The sequence below is a fragment of the Erythrobacter sp. JK5 genome, from assembly GCF_018205975.1.
GTDB lineage: Bacteria > Pseudomonadota > Alphaproteobacteria > Sphingomonadales > Sphingomonadaceae > Erythrobacter.
The window spans coordinates 585,318-599,328 of record NZ_CP073577.1 but is presented as its reverse complement, the minus strand read 5'-3'; the positions used below and the strand labels follow the sequence as shown (position 1 = coordinate 599,328).

The 14,011-nt window shown below is 64.2% G+C and carries 19 protein-coding genes; 6 read left to right on the top strand and 13 right to left on the bottom strand.

All coding sequences use genetic code 11. The features are described from left to right. Both KDC96_RS02865 and KDC96_RS02860 read right to left on the bottom strand, forming a co-directional pair. On the bottom strand, positions 1 to 627 hold the full coding sequence (locus KDC96_RS02865) for a hypothetical protein (protein WP_212450529.1): 627 nt from the start codon (positions 625 to 627) through the stop codon (positions 1 to 3). An 80-nt stretch (positions 628 to 707) separates the two neighbouring features. Further along, complete coding sequence (locus tag KDC96_RS02860) at positions 708 to 1,520, bottom strand: MarR family winged helix-turn-helix transcriptional regulator (RefSeq protein WP_212450528.1); 813 nt, start codon at positions 1,518 to 1,520, stop codon at positions 708 to 710. A gap of 209 nt (positions 1,521 to 1,729) precedes the next feature. On the opposite strand from KDC96_RS02860, the gene KDC96_RS02855 reads away from it, so the two are divergent. Further along, positions 1,730 to 2,362, top strand: coding sequence for a hypothetical protein (locus KDC96_RS02855; protein WP_249171887.1), 633 nt, complete (start codon positions 1,730 to 1,732; stop codon positions 2,360 to 2,362). Positions 2,363 to 2,513: 151 nt separating this feature from the next. After that, positions 2,514 to 2,729, top strand: coding sequence for a hypothetical protein (locus KDC96_RS02850; protein ID WP_212450527.1), 216 nt, complete (start codon positions 2,514 to 2,516; stop codon positions 2,727 to 2,729). A 71-nt stretch (positions 2,730 to 2,800) separates the two neighbouring features. Here KDC96_RS02850 and KDC96_RS02845 read toward each other — a convergent pair whose 3' ends face one another. The 3 genes from KDC96_RS02845 to KDC96_RS02835 all read right to left on the bottom strand — a co-directional run bounded on the left by KDC96_RS02845 (position 2,801) and on the right by KDC96_RS02835 (position 5,177). Next, positions 2,801 to 3,505 (bottom strand): ankyrin repeat domain-containing protein, encoded by a 705-nt coding sequence (locus KDC96_RS02845; protein ID WP_212450526.1) that lies wholly within the window; start codon positions 3,503 to 3,505, stop codon positions 2,801 to 2,803. An 80-nt stretch (positions 3,506 to 3,585) separates the two neighbouring features. Next, the gene (locus KDC96_RS02840; protein ID WP_212450525.1) at positions 3,586 to 4,845 is read right to left on the bottom strand and encodes an Mbeg1-like protein; all 1,260 of its coding nucleotides are present in this window, start codon (positions 4,843 to 4,845) and stop codon (positions 3,586 to 3,588) included. Then, positions 4,845 to 5,177, bottom strand: coding sequence for a hypothetical protein (locus KDC96_RS02835; RefSeq protein ID WP_212450524.1), 333 nt, complete (start codon positions 5,175 to 5,177; stop codon positions 4,845 to 4,847). Before KDC96_RS02835 ends, KDC96_RS02840 begins: the two co-directional genes overlap by 1 nt. A gap of 187 nt (positions 5,178 to 5,364) precedes the next feature. Here KDC96_RS02835 and KDC96_RS02830 point away from each other — a divergent pair, with 187 nt between their 5' ends. Beyond that, positions 5,365 to 5,751, top strand: coding sequence for a hypothetical protein (locus KDC96_RS02830; protein ID WP_212450523.1), 387 nt, complete (start codon positions 5,365 to 5,367; stop codon positions 5,749 to 5,751). After that, positions 5,705 to 6,949 (top strand): hypothetical protein, encoded by a 1,245-nt coding sequence (locus tag KDC96_RS02825; RefSeq protein WP_212450522.1) that lies wholly within the window; start codon positions 5,705 to 5,707, stop codon positions 6,947 to 6,949. Before KDC96_RS02830 ends, KDC96_RS02825 begins: the two co-directional genes overlap by 47 nt. On the opposite strand, the gene KDC96_RS02820 is transcribed toward KDC96_RS02825, so the two are convergent. The 7 genes from KDC96_RS02820 to KDC96_RS02790 all read right to left on the bottom strand — a co-directional run bounded on the left by KDC96_RS02820 (position 6,933) and on the right by KDC96_RS02790 (position 11,030). Further along, positions 6,933 to 7,472 (bottom strand): GNAT family N-acetyltransferase, encoded by a 540-nt coding sequence (locus KDC96_RS02820; protein WP_212450521.1) that lies wholly within the window; start codon positions 7,470 to 7,472, stop codon positions 6,933 to 6,935. The genes KDC96_RS02825 and KDC96_RS02820 overlap by 17 nt on opposite strands. Beyond that, the gene (locus tag KDC96_RS02815; RefSeq protein WP_212450520.1) at positions 7,465 to 8,256 is read right to left on the bottom strand and encodes a LysR family transcriptional regulator; all 792 of its coding nucleotides are present in this window, start codon (positions 8,254 to 8,256) and stop codon (positions 7,465 to 7,467) included. The genes KDC96_RS02820 and KDC96_RS02815 overlap by 8 nt, the downstream gene beginning before the upstream one ends. A gap of 75 nt (positions 8,257 to 8,331) precedes the next feature. Next, positions 8,332 to 8,739 (bottom strand): Co2+/Mg2+ efflux protein ApaG, encoded by a 408-nt coding sequence (gene apaG / locus KDC96_RS02810; protein WP_212450519.1) that lies wholly within the window; start codon positions 8,737 to 8,739, stop codon positions 8,332 to 8,334. A 106-nt stretch (positions 8,740 to 8,845) separates the two neighbouring features. Further along, complete coding sequence (locus tag KDC96_RS02805; protein ID WP_212450518.1) at positions 8,846 to 9,421, bottom strand: hypothetical protein; 576 nt, start codon at positions 9,419 to 9,421, stop codon at positions 8,846 to 8,848. Between the two features lie 11 nt (positions 9,422 to 9,432). Continuing rightward, on the bottom strand, positions 9,433 to 9,969 hold the full coding sequence (locus KDC96_RS02800; protein WP_212450516.1) for a hypothetical protein: 537 nt from the start codon (positions 9,967 to 9,969) through the stop codon (positions 9,433 to 9,435). Beyond that, on the bottom strand, positions 9,962 to 10,477 hold the full coding sequence (locus KDC96_RS02795; protein ID WP_212450514.1) for a hypothetical protein: 516 nt from the start codon (positions 10,475 to 10,477) through the stop codon (positions 9,962 to 9,964). The genes KDC96_RS02800 and KDC96_RS02795 overlap by 8 nt, the downstream gene beginning before the upstream one ends. 25 nt (positions 10,478 to 10,502) lie before the next feature. After that, positions 10,503 to 11,030 carry a hypothetical protein gene (locus tag KDC96_RS02790; RefSeq protein ID WP_212450512.1) on the bottom strand — a complete coding sequence of 176 codons (528 nt, stop codon included), beginning with the start codon at positions 11,028 to 11,030 and terminating at the stop codon, positions 10,503 to 10,505. Between the two features lie 99 nt (positions 11,031 to 11,129). Here KDC96_RS02790 and KDC96_RS02785 point away from each other — a divergent pair, with 99 nt between their 5' ends. Then, positions 11,130 to 11,978 carry a LysR family transcriptional regulator gene (locus KDC96_RS02785; protein WP_212450510.1) on the top strand — a complete coding sequence of 283 codons (849 nt, stop codon included), beginning with the start codon at positions 11,130 to 11,132 and terminating at the stop codon, positions 11,976 to 11,978. A 73-nt stretch (positions 11,979 to 12,051) separates the two neighbouring features. After that, positions 12,052 to 13,254, top strand: a complete 1,203-nt coding sequence (locus tag KDC96_RS02780) for a mechanosensitive ion channel (RefSeq protein WP_212450508.1) — start codon at positions 12,052 to 12,054, stop codon at positions 13,252 to 13,254. A 67-nt stretch (positions 13,255 to 13,321) separates the two neighbouring features. Here the strand turns inward: KDC96_RS02780 and KDC96_RS02775 are convergent, their stop codons facing one another. Next, on the bottom strand, positions 13,322 to 13,951 hold the full coding sequence (locus KDC96_RS02775; RefSeq protein WP_212450506.1) for a 2-hydroxychromene-2-carboxylate isomerase: 630 nt from the start codon (positions 13,949 to 13,951) through the stop codon (positions 13,322 to 13,324). Between the last annotated feature and the right edge of the window lie 60 nt (positions 13,952 to 14,011).

Below are 14,011 nucleotides of genomic sequence, written 5' to 3'. Positions count from 1 at the left end.
TCAGCGCTTGAGGCTAACCGGAATATCGAATTCTGATACCGGTCCCGTTTCCGGGTCGATATCTTCGGCCCAGTCGTCTCCAACACCGCGAACAAAGATTCGCTCAACAAAGTCTTTATAGGCACCTTCCGAGATCACCGGATGGCTCAATTCGACAGATCCGTCCTCGCCAACCATCACATAGTAGGTGGGAATGCCATCGGACAAAACACCAGTCAGAGGTCCCGTCTCAATACCGGCATAGTCGAACAGCGTCGGCCCGCTCATGCCTTCGGCTGCCGAACCTTTTGACGAACGCGGCATCGGAGGGAACATCAAATCACACGAATGATCGACGTTCTGAAAGCCGATACGAATGCCCCGAACACGATTGACCACCGACTCAACATTCTGGGTCCGGTCAACTTGCCACTCTCCATCCAGCAGCTGCTGGCGCAGTGCCTCCACACCGTAAATGTAAGCTAGCGTACCAGGAGCATTCTTCGGCATGAGAGGGCTCGCATCGCTCGCCCAGGCTTTCGCCACATCCGCAATCGCAAGGATCTGATCACGCGACAGTCCGAAGTCATGGAGTCGTGCATCGACTTCCAGTTCCGTATCAATGATTTGCGTTGAGAAAGTAGCCACGGAAATTGCCTCGCTTTTAAGAATCTCACCCTCATTAGAGGTCGAAAATCTTAAAAGCAACCCTGTGTCGCCGCTTTTCCCTACCCCACCATCCGCTCCAGCACCCGCCCCACGCCGATCACGCCCTGCTTGGTCAGGCTGTAGAGCGTCACCCGCGCGTCGTGGCGGGAGGGTTCGCGTTTCACCAGCCCCGCTTCCTCCAGCCGCGCGAGGTGCCGCAGCGCCGTGGTCTGCGGGCATCCGGCGGCGATCGACAGGCTCTTGCCCGAAACCTTCGCCCCGCCCGCGAACTGGATGAACAGGTCGAGCAGCATGTTCCACCCCGGCTCGCCAAACAGGTCGCTGGGCAGGAATGTCTCCCGCATCTGCCGCTGCCGCACCAGCAGCGTCGCACGCTTGGCCAGTTCGAGCGAATTGCGCTCGATCTTGGCCGCGCCCGATGGCCAATGGAACGCCGCCTGCACGCTGTCGGGTGACCAGTCCTGCTCGAACGCATCGGCCAGCCGCAGCAGCGATCCGGCCAGATCGCGCATTTCGGCGGGCGTCATGCTGGCTTCGATGTCTTCAAGAATGCGCGATTTGTCGGCCGGCGGCGGGTCGGAGACCAGCGCAGCCTCATCCGGGCTGGCGACGATCATGTTCGAAAACAGCCTGCTGCCGGTTTCCCGCTGCCAATCTTCGACCATGGCGAGATATTCATCGACCAGATCCCCATTCGCGCTCAGCATGATCTTTGCCGAGTGGATCAGGCCTTCGATGGTTCGCCGTGGCAGACCGATCTTCGCCTTGATTTCGTCTAATGGCTTTTGCTTCGCGATGAGTGCGACAACATCGCGTTCGCCATTGGTCAGATGCGCGAGCAAATGCCCGGCGTCCTTGCGCCCCTTGTTCATCCTTGCCCCCTAACCTCATGTTATGCGGGCTGCCTTTCAAACAGGCCCGCAGGCTGGCACGGCTTTTTTGTCTTTGTTACCTAACCCGAGGTAATCACACCACGGTTTGAAGAGAAATGCAAATAGACGGTTAGTTGCTTTCCTACATGACTGTGGATGATCTATAGGGCGCAAGAAAGGGGAAGTTGTAGCGCAAGGAAAGCCCCTGAATGACCGAATGCAAACGCGCCATCGCCCGCCAGGCCACCTCCGCGGTTGCCTACACCGCCGAACCGCCCGCGCCGGACGATCCGCTGCTCGGCTTTGCGCCGGTCCCGCACACCCATCCGCGCCGCAACTCGATCACGCCCGATCTCCAGCGCAAGTTCATCGCGCATCTCGCCGCGACCGGGATCGTCACCGCCGCCGCGCGGCATATCGGCAAGAGTATGGAGGCGCTGTACAAGCTGCGCCAGCGGCCCGGGGCGGAGGAGTTTCGCGCGGCGTGGGACGCGGCGATCGATCGCGGGGTGTCGCGGCTGGAGGCGAGTGCGCTCACCCGCGCGATCCAGGGCGAGAAGCGCATGGTCGTCTCTTCCGGCAAGGTGCTGGGGACCGAGACCCGGCATAACGAGGCGCTGGTCATGTTCTTCCTGCGCAATCGCCTTGCCGATCGCTACAACCCGGCCAAGGATATCGGCCCCGGCCATCCGGTCTACGAGCGGGTGAAGGCCGAGTACGCAGCCGAGCAGATCCGCCTCGCCAACGATCCGGCGCGGATCAAGCGCATCCACCGCTCGATCGACGCCAAGGTGGCGCAATGGCGGCAGGAACTCGAAGCGAAATGGGAGGCAGAGCGTTGATATGCGCACCCGCATCCGCGGGCGCGATTTCCTCGCTCACACGCCCTCCGGGCGCGTCGCTGCGGGCGGCCCGTCGGCCTTGCGACGCCTGCGGCGTCGAGCCAGCCCCACTCCGGCAAGAGTCGGGACACGACGTAAAGGAATCAGACTGATGGCGCTCAAGCACGATCCTGCCGCCCCCCTTCCCCCCGGCCGCGCGGCTTTCGGCGTCGCGTCCCCGCCGGGCGACAGCGACGGCCTGCGCCACGCCCGCGAATGGCTTGCCCATGTCGAGGCAGGGCGGATCGGCCAGCGGCTGGGGACGGACCCGGAGATCGTCGCGCGGCGCGAGCGGAACGAGCGGATTATTCTCGGGAAGAAAGGGTAGAGGCTTGGTGGCGGAGCACGGTCAGCGAAGCTGACCGCAAGGGCGACCGCCCGCCCGCAGCGATGCGGCCTTCAGGCCGCGTGAGCGAGGATTTCGCACCCCGGATGGGGTGCGGAACAATCAAAGACTCCCCTCATACCCCGCCGGGGCACCGGCTCCTCGCCCAGCTTGCGCAGGTGCTCGTAGACCTTGACCTTTGCCGGGTAGAGCGGGCTGTCGGGGAGCGTCGCGCCGGGGACCTTGAACGCCTCGACCAGCCCTTCGCGCGCCGTCGGGTCCTCGAGATCCGCGCCGAGCGTGATCAGGTGCCACACCACGTCCCAGTCCGCGCCATAGGCGGCGAACACCACCAGCGGCTGCTGGTTGGCGATCGCGTTCAGGTCCGCGCCCTTGCTGTGCATCAGGGTGATCGCTTCGAGATCGGCGGCATTGACGAAGCGCACGATCACCGGGTCGCCATCGCGCCGCAGCTGGTTGGGATTGCCGCCCGCATCGAGCACCATCCGCAGCAGTTCGGGCTCGCGGGCGTAGCCGTTGACGGCGAGCGTCACGGCGGTGTCGCCCTCGTCGTCCTCGAGATTGGGGTTGGCCCCGCGCGCGATCAGCGCCCGCGCCGCCTGCACTTTCCCGGTGCCGACCGCGAAGGCGAGCGGGGTGACCCCGACCGCGCCGCTGGCGTTGACGTTGGCTCCGCCGGCGATCGCGGCGTCGACCGCGGCCGGGTCGTCGGCGGCGATCGCGGTTTCGAGCGCGGCATCCTGTCCACTGAACTGCATTGGCGTTGTCCTGTCTCCGTTGTCCGGCGCTGTGCATCCCGGCACCGCCCACGCAAGTGCGGCGGCGATGAATGCGCGGCCTACGATCCGCATGACCGCATGAAATTCTGCAAGGCGTTTCGATCGTCCTCGAGCTGCGCCTCCATCGGTCCGAGCACCTGCGACATCTTGTGCTGCACGAGCTTGCCGAACCGCGCTTCCTCGCCGCTCGCCCCCGTCGATCCGGCCACCCCCGACATCAGGCCCCACCGGCCCGGTACGGTATCGTGGGTGGAGGACCTGACCGGCGGGAACAGCCGGTCGTAGTCGGGCGTCTCGGCGGCGCCGGCGATCATCTGGTCGACGGATTCGAGGAACCGGGCGCGATCGGCCTGGAAGGCCTGGTTCGCGGCGCGCTGGGCGGCTGCCACGTCCGGCCTGTTCCTGGTTCGCTGTCCGGCAAGGATCCTGTGTTCCGGGTTGCTGTACTGGATCGCCATCGGATTCATCGAACCCGGCATCTCCCCGGCAAGATGCGTGCGCAGGAACTGCGCGTTGCGAACCTCGCGCCCGGGGTCGGTGGTGGTGTTCATGAAGGTCAGGAAATCGTTTTCCGCGCTGAAGGAGTGGGTGCGGTTCTTCAGCGACTGGAAGTTGCCCTGCCCGGTGCGCGCCAGCGAAGCCTCGTGCAGGCCCGCGCTGTTGAAGACATACACATTCGAATTGGGCGACAGCAGCCCCGCCTCCTGCGCCAGCCCGCCGCCCTTGGAATAGCCGCTGATGTCGAAATTCTGGCCCGACGCATTCATTTTCGTCGCCAGCCTGCGGGTCGCGGCATATTGATCGGTGTCGAAGCCCTGCCCGTTCTCGATATTGGTCTTCCAGTCCACGAGCGAATCCGGCTGGGTGTCGCGCGAGACCATGATCAGCCGCCCGTCGGTCTTGGAACGGTAGATCGCCGCGCGGTGCCCGGTGGTGTCGTTGCGCAGATCGTTGGGGGTGATCGCATTGGGGCTGCCGGGCGGAATGCCGAGTTCTCGGTTGAGCGCATCGGCGTCAAGCGGCAACCGCTCCAGACACGGTGCGGAAACCTGCCGTGTGTTGCCATCGCCCAATTGGTTGAGATCGTCCGCCGCGCGCGCGCTCGGGATCGCCGCGCCGTAGCGATCGAAGCGATCGGCTGCCTCGCGCATCTGCGGGGCACGCTGCGCGCAGGTCCGACCGAGGTGGCCCGGGCGGCTGACCGCATTTTGCTGGTAGGCGTCGGCGAGGTCGCGCGCACCGTTGGCGAGCGCGATATCGTCGGCGCGTTGCTGCGCGCACGGATCGGCGCAGGGTTGCGCAGGATCAGTCCCGGCCATCAGGTCAGCTCCAGATCGAAGGCGGAAAACGGCACGAAGTCCCAGCCATCCAGCCGCGCCTTCATCTGCATCGGGGTGACGTCGTCGGGGATCGTCCCCCCCAGCCCTTCGCCCGCAATTTCGCAGCCGAGCGCGTAGGCGTGGCGCAGCGCGAGTTCCATCCTCGGGCGCTCGGGCTCGAAGAACGGCGCCCACACCGCGCGGCAGCGCTCGCGCTCGCCCAGCGCCGCACGCAGGGAGCCGCGCGCATTGTCGCGCAGGAACGCAAACAGGAAGGTGTAGAAGTCGTCCTCCCGATAGCGCGCATAGAGACTGTCTGAAATCGTGATCACTGCGCGGGCCTTCGCGATTGTCCCCGGGGTTTGAGCAAAATCGGACCGAAGCCGCTGCATTGATGGAGCTTATCAATTCTGCGGCCCAGCACAAGCGTGCCCGATCGGCGCATCCCGTATTGGCGCATGCTGTCGGGCAGCGCGATTATCTGCTATGGGCGCAGACTTGGGACTGCGGGGGGCCGCCATGCTCGAGATCACGGATGCAACGATGGATGCGTTTGCCGATGCGGCGATCGCGCAGACCTTCGACGATGTCGCCGCGGCGCTCGAAGCGAAGGGTGCCGACGCCGCGACAGCGGAACTGTGCGCCGAGCGCGCGATCGAGCTGGGGATCGAATATGGTATCAGCGATACCCCCTCGCTGGTGGGTATCGGCGAGTTGCTGGGCCGCTACGACGCGGAGTTTTATCGGGTAAGATCGGTCCAAGCGGCTTTGACCAACCGCAGAATCGAGCCGGAAGAGCGGATCGGCCGGATCGTGAACTCTCCTGTTTTGCTGAAACGCATTCGGGAAAATGTCCCCCATGGCCTTGATCGTCGCCTGCGCGCCAGCAGTGCGAAAGAAGGCTGAAATGGCGCGCGCGAAGCAGGGCAAGAAAAAGGGCGCGGGCAGCAATGTGTCGCCCGCCCAGCGGACGAAACGACGACTCAGGCCTTCCACGGAAAGAATCCGGATCAGACGGGAAGAACTCGAAAAAAATACGAAAAAATTCGGCGTTCAGGGGTGCGCCGCGATTCTGAAGGGCATCCCGAAAGCCAATCGGTCCCTAGCTCTCAAGCCGCACCTGGAAGCGCTCTTCGAACACAAGTACCACTACGAACAACGGCTTAAGAAAGAGAAGATTTCGGCTCACAAGGCAAAGGTGACCGAAGCCTTGGGCGAAATCGCTGCCACGCAGTACATGAAACACTACTATCCCAAGGCAAGGCTGGTTTACGGTTTCGCGCCGGGAGTGGGCTTCGATCAGATCTGGGCCGAATACGACGCGCAAAACAACGAAACCGAGATAATAATCGTGGAAGCCAAAGGTTTGAAAGCCAAGCTGAGTACAGGTGCGGCGAAAGGCGATCAGATGGATGTTCGGTGGGTCACGAACTCGGTACTGGCGTTGAAACCCAAGACAAAGGCAGAGCAGGTGTTCAAGGCCAAGATGCTGAATGCGCTTCGCGGCAAGCAGGGCGCGCCAAAACTCAGTGGCAAAGTGATTGGAATCGTCAAAGGGGCGGGACGCAAGAGCAGCCATTGCCAAACCAAAAACTCTTTCCGATGGACGGTGTTTACAACGGACTTTATCGCGAGTGACAAGGCGAAATCTATGACCGAGGAATTTGTCTTCTGCCTGGCGCAAGAACGGTTGCTGCCAAGCATGCTCTTCGGTGCGGATTTAACCCAACGCCTCACCGCGATCATAACGGCGATCGAAGCATCGGGCACGGAAGTCGGAGCCTGCAATGTGTCGGTCGAGTCTTTCGTCGCCGCATTCGAACAGTTCGGCACAGCGCTGGGAGTGGGTGACAAGCTGGCACAAGCCGCCGTCGCCAATTCGCCGCACGAATTGCTGCCCGACGACGATCTCGATTGGCGCATGGGCTTTTTCGGGGAAGAGACGGTTGCGATCCTGTCGGACGCGATCAAGGAGCACCGCGACGATATCGCAGCACTCGATCGATCCTCCCCGGAGACCAAAGCTATCCGCGATCTGTTCCTGGCCGCCTGCGAGGAAGCCGACGCATCCGGTCAGGCGATCGTGATCATTCACAACGGCTGACGAGGCCCGGCCGCCGGTCGGACGCCAGCAATCCGTACCAATAGACATCGCGCAGACCCGCATGGGTGGTCTCGTGCTGGCGCAGATGCGCTTCGCGGGTGAACCCCAGCCGTTCCAGCAACGCGACCGAAGCGGTGTTCTCGCAATCGACCTCGGCGGTGAGCTTGCGCGCTCCGTCGCCGATCAGGTGCTCGATCAGCGCCGCCACGCATTCGCGCGCCACCCCTTCGCGCTGGCGGTGGGCGCAGGTGATGTAGCCGATTTCGACCACGCCATCCTCGTGACCCGGCACCGCGACCAGTCGCGCCGCCACGCCGCGTGCGTCTTCGGCGATCCAGGTCAGGCCGGGCCAGCCGGGTTCGGCGAGCCAGGCCCACAGCTCCGCCTCGCTTTCGAAAGCCGGACGGGTGAGGAACAGGCACTGCGCCGGGTCCGAAAGGGTCGGGAACAGCGCCGCCGCGTCGGACCGCCGCAAGGGGCGCAGGGTAAAACGCGCGGTCCCGAGAGTCGGGACCTCAGCCACCGGTCAGATGCGCGACCAGCGCCTTGACCTTTTTCTGCCGCCATTGCGGCAACGGGGCGACCAGCCAATAGGCGCGGCGACTGGCTTCGGGGCCGCCGAGCAGTTCGAGCTTGCCCTCCGCGATCGCGCCTTCGACCAGTGGCAGCGGCAGCACGGTGCGCCCCATCCCCGCGAGCGCGGAGGACAGCGCCTGGCCCGCGCTCCCGGCCTTGATGCAGGGCGAGGCATCGTCGGGCAAGGCCGCGCCGGGCCACTCGATCCACGCATCGCGCGCCTCCGGGGCGGCCACGACCACTCGCTCCGCCGGGGCAAGCTGCACCCCTTCGAGATCTTCCGGACCGTCGACCAGCCGGATCGCGAGATCGAGGTTGGCTTCGGTGAAATCGGCGTTCTCCTCGGCGACGAGGATGTACTGGATGCCGGGTGTATCGGCCTGGAACTTCGCGAGCCGCGGCGCCAGCCATTCGGCGTAGAATTCGCGCGGCGCGGCGATCGTGTAGCGATCGGACGCCTGCCCGGCCTGCATCGCCTGCACGCTCTCTTCGAACCGCAGGAACCCTTCGCGCAGGGCATCGAGACCGGCGCAGCCTTCGGGCGTCAGTTCGAGCCCCTTCGAAGTGCGGCGGAACAGGACCACGCCGAGGTGGTCTTCGAGCGCACGAATCTGCTGGCCGACGGCGGCGGGCGTCACCGCCAGCTCGTCGGCCGCGCGGGTGAACGAGAGATGCCGCGCCGCCGCGTCGTAGACGCGCAGGGCGTTGAGAGGGAGGTGCGTGCGTTTCACGCCGGGCGATTTAGGCCGCGTGCCTGCCGGCTGCAAGCAACGCGTTGTCGCGGTATCGAAATGGAGGCGATGGGGTCAGCGCTGCTCGTCGGCTTCGGCCGGGGCCGCGAGCGGGAAGAACGGGATTCGCACTTCCAGCGGTGTGCCGTCGGCGCGCAGGAAGGTGTAGAACCCTTCCATCGAACCGTGCGGCGTCGTCAGCGGGCAGCCCGAAACGTAATCGTGGCTATGGCCGGGTTCGAGCAGCGGCTGTTCGCCCACCACCCCTTCGCCATCGACATGGTTCACCATCCCGCGCGCATCGGTGATCCGCCAGTGCCGGGTGCGCAGCTGCAGCGGCTCGTGCGAGCCGTTCTCGATTCGGATGTGATAGACCCAGAACCACTTGCCCGCCTCGGGATGCGACTGCTCGGGCAAAAAGTTGACGGCGACGCGGACCGTAACCCCGTCGGTGATGGCAGCGTGTTGGAACAGCTCTTTCATACGACTCACAAGTTAGCGATTCTGGTATGGCTCACAAGAGCACCAACACCGTTAATCCCCCCTGTATCCCGTATCCGGCAAAATTTGCCGGGGTGCGAGGGTGCGCTTACTCGGACAGGTTCAGCACGTCGCGGGCGCTGCGGATCGTTTCCTCTTCGCTGGTGAGGCATGACTTTCCGGCCATGTACCCCTTGAGATAGCTGCGCCGGGCGACCCCGGCATAGATCGCCGCCTCCCAGCGTTTTTCCTCCGCCTTCGCGCCCGATAGCTGGCGCACCAGACCCCGGAACGGGATCATCCCGCCCAGGATGTTTCCGCCGGTCTTGAGCCCCTTGTTGACCAGGCCCTCTTCATCCTGCGGCGCGTCCGCATCGGGGCCGAGCACCTCGTCGAGCCGGCCGACCTCGCCGCGCAGCGCGTCGCAATCGTCGAGATTGGTAAGATCGTAGGGGGCTTGCTGCGCCAGCGTCAGCAGCAGCGGGATATCCTTGCTGCGCAGGTTGAGATCGCTCAGCGGCTGGGTCACCGCGTCGACCGCGTCTTCGCCGACGCTGTCATGCTTCTCGCCGCTTTGCGCGTGCACCGGAGCCGCGAACACGGCGAACAGGGCTGAAGCGGCAAGGGTGAGGGGGAACCTGCGCCCTTGCCGCCCGACTGCGACCATTCTTGACCCGAAGGGCATCATCCGCAGCCTTACTCGTCAGCCCATGGCGGGGAGGACTTCGCGTCCTTCTTCGCCTTCACCTTGTTGCGCACCTGGCCGGCCAGGTCGCGCGCGCCATCCACCGCTCGTGCGCCCAGTTCACGCGCCTGGTCGCCGATTTCGGCAACGTCGATCTCGGCCGCACGCTGGCGCAGCCGGGCCACTTTCTCGCCGCCCTCTTCGCGCAGCGCGGCAACGTCGATCGCAGCGATTCCCGTGGCGACGCGATCCTTCATGCCCGTCAACCGATCGCGGGCGTCGCTGGCGAGATCGCTCACCCGCTCGCCGAGCGATTCGGTTTCGGGCGGCAGCGGAGCACGGAAGTCCGCGGCGAACAGATCGAGCATGCCCTTGACCTGCTTGGGCCGGACGCGCGAATTCCTGGACGCCGCGATCAGCGCTTCGCCCAGACTGCTCTCGGCCTTGGCGAGGCTGGTGAAGAACCGTTCGCCCAGCCGTTGCGCCTCCTCGGGCGTAATCGCCATGCGCTCGGCAAGGGCGTGAACATCGATGATCGGCTTAGGCATGGGGCGCTCCGTTGGTCTCTTCGACACTGTTTTCGTCCTCGCGCGACATCCTGGCGCTCTCCTTGGCGAGACGCAGTTCGCGCTTGAGATCGGCGCTGTCGGTCAGGCGGGCGAGCCCGGCGTTGGTCAGCCCGACGAATGCGATCGCGCCATGCACCAGCAGCGGGATCGGCTCGTGATTGCCGAGCATCGTCACGATTGCCGCGACAACGCCTGCGATCAGCAGGAATTCCGCCGCAAACATCGTGACCACGCGCATGCGGAGCAAACCGCCGGTCGCGAGGATCGCGCCGAAGACGATCCACTGCACCGCGATGATGGTCCCGCCGGTGCCGGCCTCCATCCCGGTCAGCGGGCTGGTGAAGAACGGAGCGGCGAGCTGCATGACCCCGAGGCCGATCACCATTACCGCGCTTGCAGCGGCGACGTGATCGACCGCCCCGCCCGACCGGACCGGTCCGACCGGGGGTTCGACCATCGGCTGGATCGCACTGCGTTTTGCAAACATCGCCTGTCTCCGTTCGGCAGCGATTCTAGCGGATCGAGGCGCGCTGGCTGGCGAGTTCGGCGTCGGCCTTCATGCCCCGGCCCTTGTCGATCTTGGCCTGCGCCTTGTCGACGGCCTCCTGCGCCTTCTGCTGGCGGCTTTGCGCTTTTTCGAAATCCTTGGCGCCCTTGTCGCTGCGCTCGTCATACTTGGCCCAGTCCGCAGCAGCGCTTTCGACCTGCTTCGACCATTTGTGCGCTTCGTCGGCGCTGCTGAAGAACGGGCGCGCGGTCAGGCTTTCGAGCGCCTGGCGGGCATTGTCCGCGCGGCTGCGCGACGTTTCCCGCAAGTCCTGCGCGTTGACGACATCGGCGCTGTACTCGACCAGGTCGCGCTGTGCCGATTGCAGGTCGCGCAGACCCTCGGCCTCGAGCTTGTGCCCGCGGTCCCAGTCCTTCTGGAACTTGCCGGTCACCACGATCCCTGCCGCCGCCTGATCCTGCTGGGCGAATGCCGCCTGCGGAACGGCAAGCGCGCTCAGAGCGAGGCCGCCGGCAATCAGAAAAACCTTCATCGTCAATCTCCTTCGATTCGTTGGCTTGAAGGTTATTCTCCCGGTCAAATTCTGCATAACGCGATTGTCAGAAGGTTGAATTCGGATTATCGGGATTGAATGGACATCACGACCTTCAGAACCTTCCTCGCGGCAGCGGCCACCGGCAGCTTTGCCGGAGCCGCACAGCGGGTGCACGCCTCACCCTCGAGCGTGACCGAGCGGATCAAGCAACTCGAATTCCGGCTCGGCACCAAGCTGTTCGTGCGCGACAAGCGCGGTTGCGAACTGACGTCCGCCGGACGTCGCTTTCTGGTCCCGGCCAGGCAGGCGGTGCGGGCATGGGAATTCGCGCAGCACGAAGTCGCCCTGCCCGATCGGTTCGCCCGGTCGATCACCTTCGGTGGACAGTATTTTCTGTGGGACGGGTTCCTTATTCAGTGGCTGGCCGAGGTGAGCGACCTGCTGCCCGACCTTGCGATCCGGGCGACCGCGGGGGCCTGGACGCGGCTCAACCGCGACCTCGCCGAAGGAGCGCTCGACATAATCGTGGTCCACGATCCGATCTTTCGCCGCGATATCGGTGCCGAGCCGCTGTTCCAGGATCAGCTGGTGATGGTGACCGGCGGCGATCCCGAGCATTGGCGCGACCATTTCGTGCGGATCGATTGGGGCCGTTCGCTCGGGGTCGAGATCGCCTCGCGGCTCGATATTGTGCCGCAAGCGGGGCTGGTTCTCGATCTCGGAAGCCGTTCGACCAATTGGCTGATCCAGACCAGGATGGCAGGCTACATGCCGCTCAAATCAGTCGAGAATCAAATCGAGAGCGGCCAGTTGTCGCGGGTGGCGGATGCTCCCGAGTTCGAATTCCCCGCCTTCGTATGCTGGCGCCGCGATCTGGACGCACAACTCGCCGCCGAAGTGGTGCTGAGCCTGAAAAGCAGATTCAATTCGGATATCCCGAATTGAACATCCCGACATTCGGGTTTCTCCAAAACTGAACGGCACATTAAGAACCATACGTCGCAATAGGGAGGATACCATGAATTTGGACACAAGCGGGATGGAGGCTGCGCTCGAACGCGTCGGCGCAACCCTCATACTTTGGGGCCCCAGGATCGCCGCAGCACTGGCCATCCTGGTCATCACCCACTTCGTCGCAAAGCTGATCGAGCGCGGCATCCGGAAGATCGGCGAGAAGTCGCCCTGGCAAAAGGATGATACGCGCAAGGAAGCCAACGAGGAAATCTGGAGCCAGGCCGGCAAGCTTGGCTATTGGCTGATTTGGCTGTTCGGTTTCCTGATCGCGCTCCAGCCGCTGCAGCTGGGCTCGGTCGTCGCACCGCTCAACTCGCTGCTGAACGAAATCGGCATGTTCCTTCCCAACCTGATCGGGGCTCTGGCGATCTTCATCGTCGGCATCGCGCTGTCGAAGATCGCGAAGGGTATCACGGAAAATTCCGTCGGCATGCTCAATATCGATCGCTGGCTGACCGAAGAGGGCGCAGACCCCGCCGAGCAGACCAAGGCGCGTACTTCGGTTGCGGCGGCCGCCGGAACGGCAGTGCAGCTGCTGGTGCTGCTGCCGATCACGCTTGCCGCGATCGACGTTCTCGGCATCGCGGCGGTCACCGTGCCGCTGCGCGAGCTGCTGGCGACGATCCTTGTGGCGGTGCCACACGTGATCGCTGCGGCGCTGGTGCTGGTTGCCGCATTCTTCATCGGTCGCTGGATCGCGGGTGCGGCGGAGAGCTTCCTCTCGGGCCTCGGGGTCAACCGTACCGGTTCGGCCATCGGCCTCAGCGGAGAGCGCTTCTCGATCTCGCGGGTCAGCTATCACGTGATCCTGATCGCGGTGATGCTGTTCGCCTTCACCGAGGCGGCGCGACTGCTCAATTTCGAAGTGGTCTCGCGGATCGCCGATGAGGCCGTGCGCCTCGGCGGGCGGATCGTGTTCGGCGCAGCGGTGATCGCGGCCGGTTTCGTGATTGCCCGGATCGCTTCCAAGCTGATTTCCGAAAACGGCGATGCGAAGATCGGGCGGATCGCAAGCTATGCGATCATCGCGCTCACGATTGCCATGGGGCTGAGCTTCATGGGCATCGCGACGGAGATCGTGGTGATCGCCTTTGGCGCGATCCTCGGTGCAGTGGCGATCGCTGCTGCGATTGCCTTCGGCATCGGCGGACGTCAGACCGCGCACGAAATGCTGCAGGACTGGAAGAACGAGTCGAACCCGAAATAGGCACAGCGGGTCCGACAGACATTGCGCCGGCCTCACTCCCGTGAGGTCGGCGCAAATCGTTGGGGCGCTATCCCCTCGTCAGCTCGTCCTCGATCTGGCCCAGCCGTTCCTTGCCGAAGAACATCTCGAAACTGGACGGGTCCGCACCGGTCGTGCCGACATACATGGTTGGAATGCCGAATGCGCCGCGCTCCACCGCCGCGCTGGTGTTGGCGACCAGGCCCTGTTTCACCGCGTCGGTCTGCGCGCGGGCGAACAGGTCCTGCGCATCGAAGCCCGCCCTGGTGACCGCCGCACCCAGGCTTTCGGGATCGAGCACGTCGACCCCTTCCTCCCAGATCAGCGGCAGCATCGCTTCGACGAATTGTACCCCGCGCCCGTCCTGATCGGCGGCGTAGAGCATCCGCTGCAACGTGATCGAGTTGAACGGGAACTGCGGGTGAAGCTTGTACCGGGTGAGCTGATGCGTTTCGATAAAGCGGCGCATCTCTAGCATCGAATATTCGACCTTGCCCTTCACATCGGCGTCGCGGATCATCGGCGGAGCGTTGCCGGTGAGCTTGTGCATCCCGCCGAGAAACACCGGCACCACGTCGAGCTCGGCTCCGGTGCGCTTGATGAGATCGCGCAGCGGCCACCAGATCAGGTAGGCGTTGGGGCTGACGAAATCGAACAGCAGTTCGACACGGTTGGCCATGGCAAATTTTCTCCCGTTTGTTGCAACGGAGGTCGCATGAGGCCGCTACGATTTCAAGTC

What these genes read in the sequence shown, in the direction of transcription:
- KDC96_RS02855 (WP_249171887.1), top strand. Translation starts at nt 1,730, where the DNA reads ATGACCGAATGCAAACGCGCCATCGCCCGCCAGGCCACCTCCGCGGTT.
- KDC96_RS02825 (WP_212450522.1), top strand. Translation starts at nt 5,705, where the DNA reads ATGGCCTTGATCGTCGCCTGCGCGCCAGCAGTGCGAAAGAAGGCTGAA.
- KDC96_RS02840 (WP_212450525.1), bottom strand. Translation starts at nt 4,845, where the DNA reads ATGGCCGGGACTGATCCTGCGCAACCCTGCGCCGATCCGTGCGCGCAG.
- KDC96_RS02805 (WP_212450518.1), bottom strand. Translation starts at nt 9,421, where the DNA reads ATGCCCTTCGGGTCAAGAATGGTCGCAGTCGGGCGGCAAGGGCGCAGG.
- KDC96_RS02790 (WP_212450512.1), bottom strand. Translation starts at nt 11,030, where the DNA reads ATGAAGGTTTTTCTGATTGCCGGCGGCCTCGCTCTGAGCGCGCTTGCC.
- KDC96_RS02785 (WP_212450510.1), top strand. Translation starts at nt 11,130, where the DNA reads ATGGACATCACGACCTTCAGAACCTTCCTCGCGGCAGCGGCCACCGGC.
- KDC96_RS02850 (WP_212450527.1), top strand. Translation starts at nt 2,514, where the DNA reads ATGGCGCTCAAGCACGATCCTGCCGCCCCCCTTCCCCCCGGCCGCGCG.
- apaG (WP_212450519.1), bottom strand. Translation starts at nt 8,739, where the DNA reads ATGAAAGAGCTGTTCCAACACGCTGCCATCACCGACGGGGTTACGGTC.
- KDC96_RS02860 (WP_212450528.1), bottom strand. Translation starts at nt 1,520, where the DNA reads ATGAACAAGGGGCGCAAGGACGCCGGGCATTTGCTCGCGCATCTGACC.
- KDC96_RS02775 (WP_212450506.1), bottom strand. Translation starts at nt 13,951, where the DNA reads ATGGCCAACCGTGTCGAACTGCTGTTCGATTTCGTCAGCCCCAACGCC.
- KDC96_RS02800 (WP_212450516.1), bottom strand. Translation starts at nt 9,969, where the DNA reads ATGCCTAAGCCGATCATCGATGTTCACGCCCTTGCCGAGCGCATGGCG.
- KDC96_RS02845 (WP_212450526.1), bottom strand. Translation starts at nt 3,505, where the DNA reads ATGCAGTTCAGTGGACAGGATGCCGCGCTCGAAACCGCGATCGCCGCC.
- KDC96_RS02780 (WP_212450508.1), top strand. Translation starts at nt 12,052, where the DNA reads ATGAATTTGGACACAAGCGGGATGGAGGCTGCGCTCGAACGCGTCGGC.
- KDC96_RS02795 (WP_212450514.1), bottom strand. Translation starts at nt 10,477, where the DNA reads ATGTTTGCAAAACGCAGTGCGATCCAGCCGATGGTCGAACCCCCGGTC.
- KDC96_RS02830 (WP_212450523.1), top strand. Translation starts at nt 5,365, where the DNA reads ATGCTCGAGATCACGGATGCAACGATGGATGCGTTTGCCGATGCGGCG.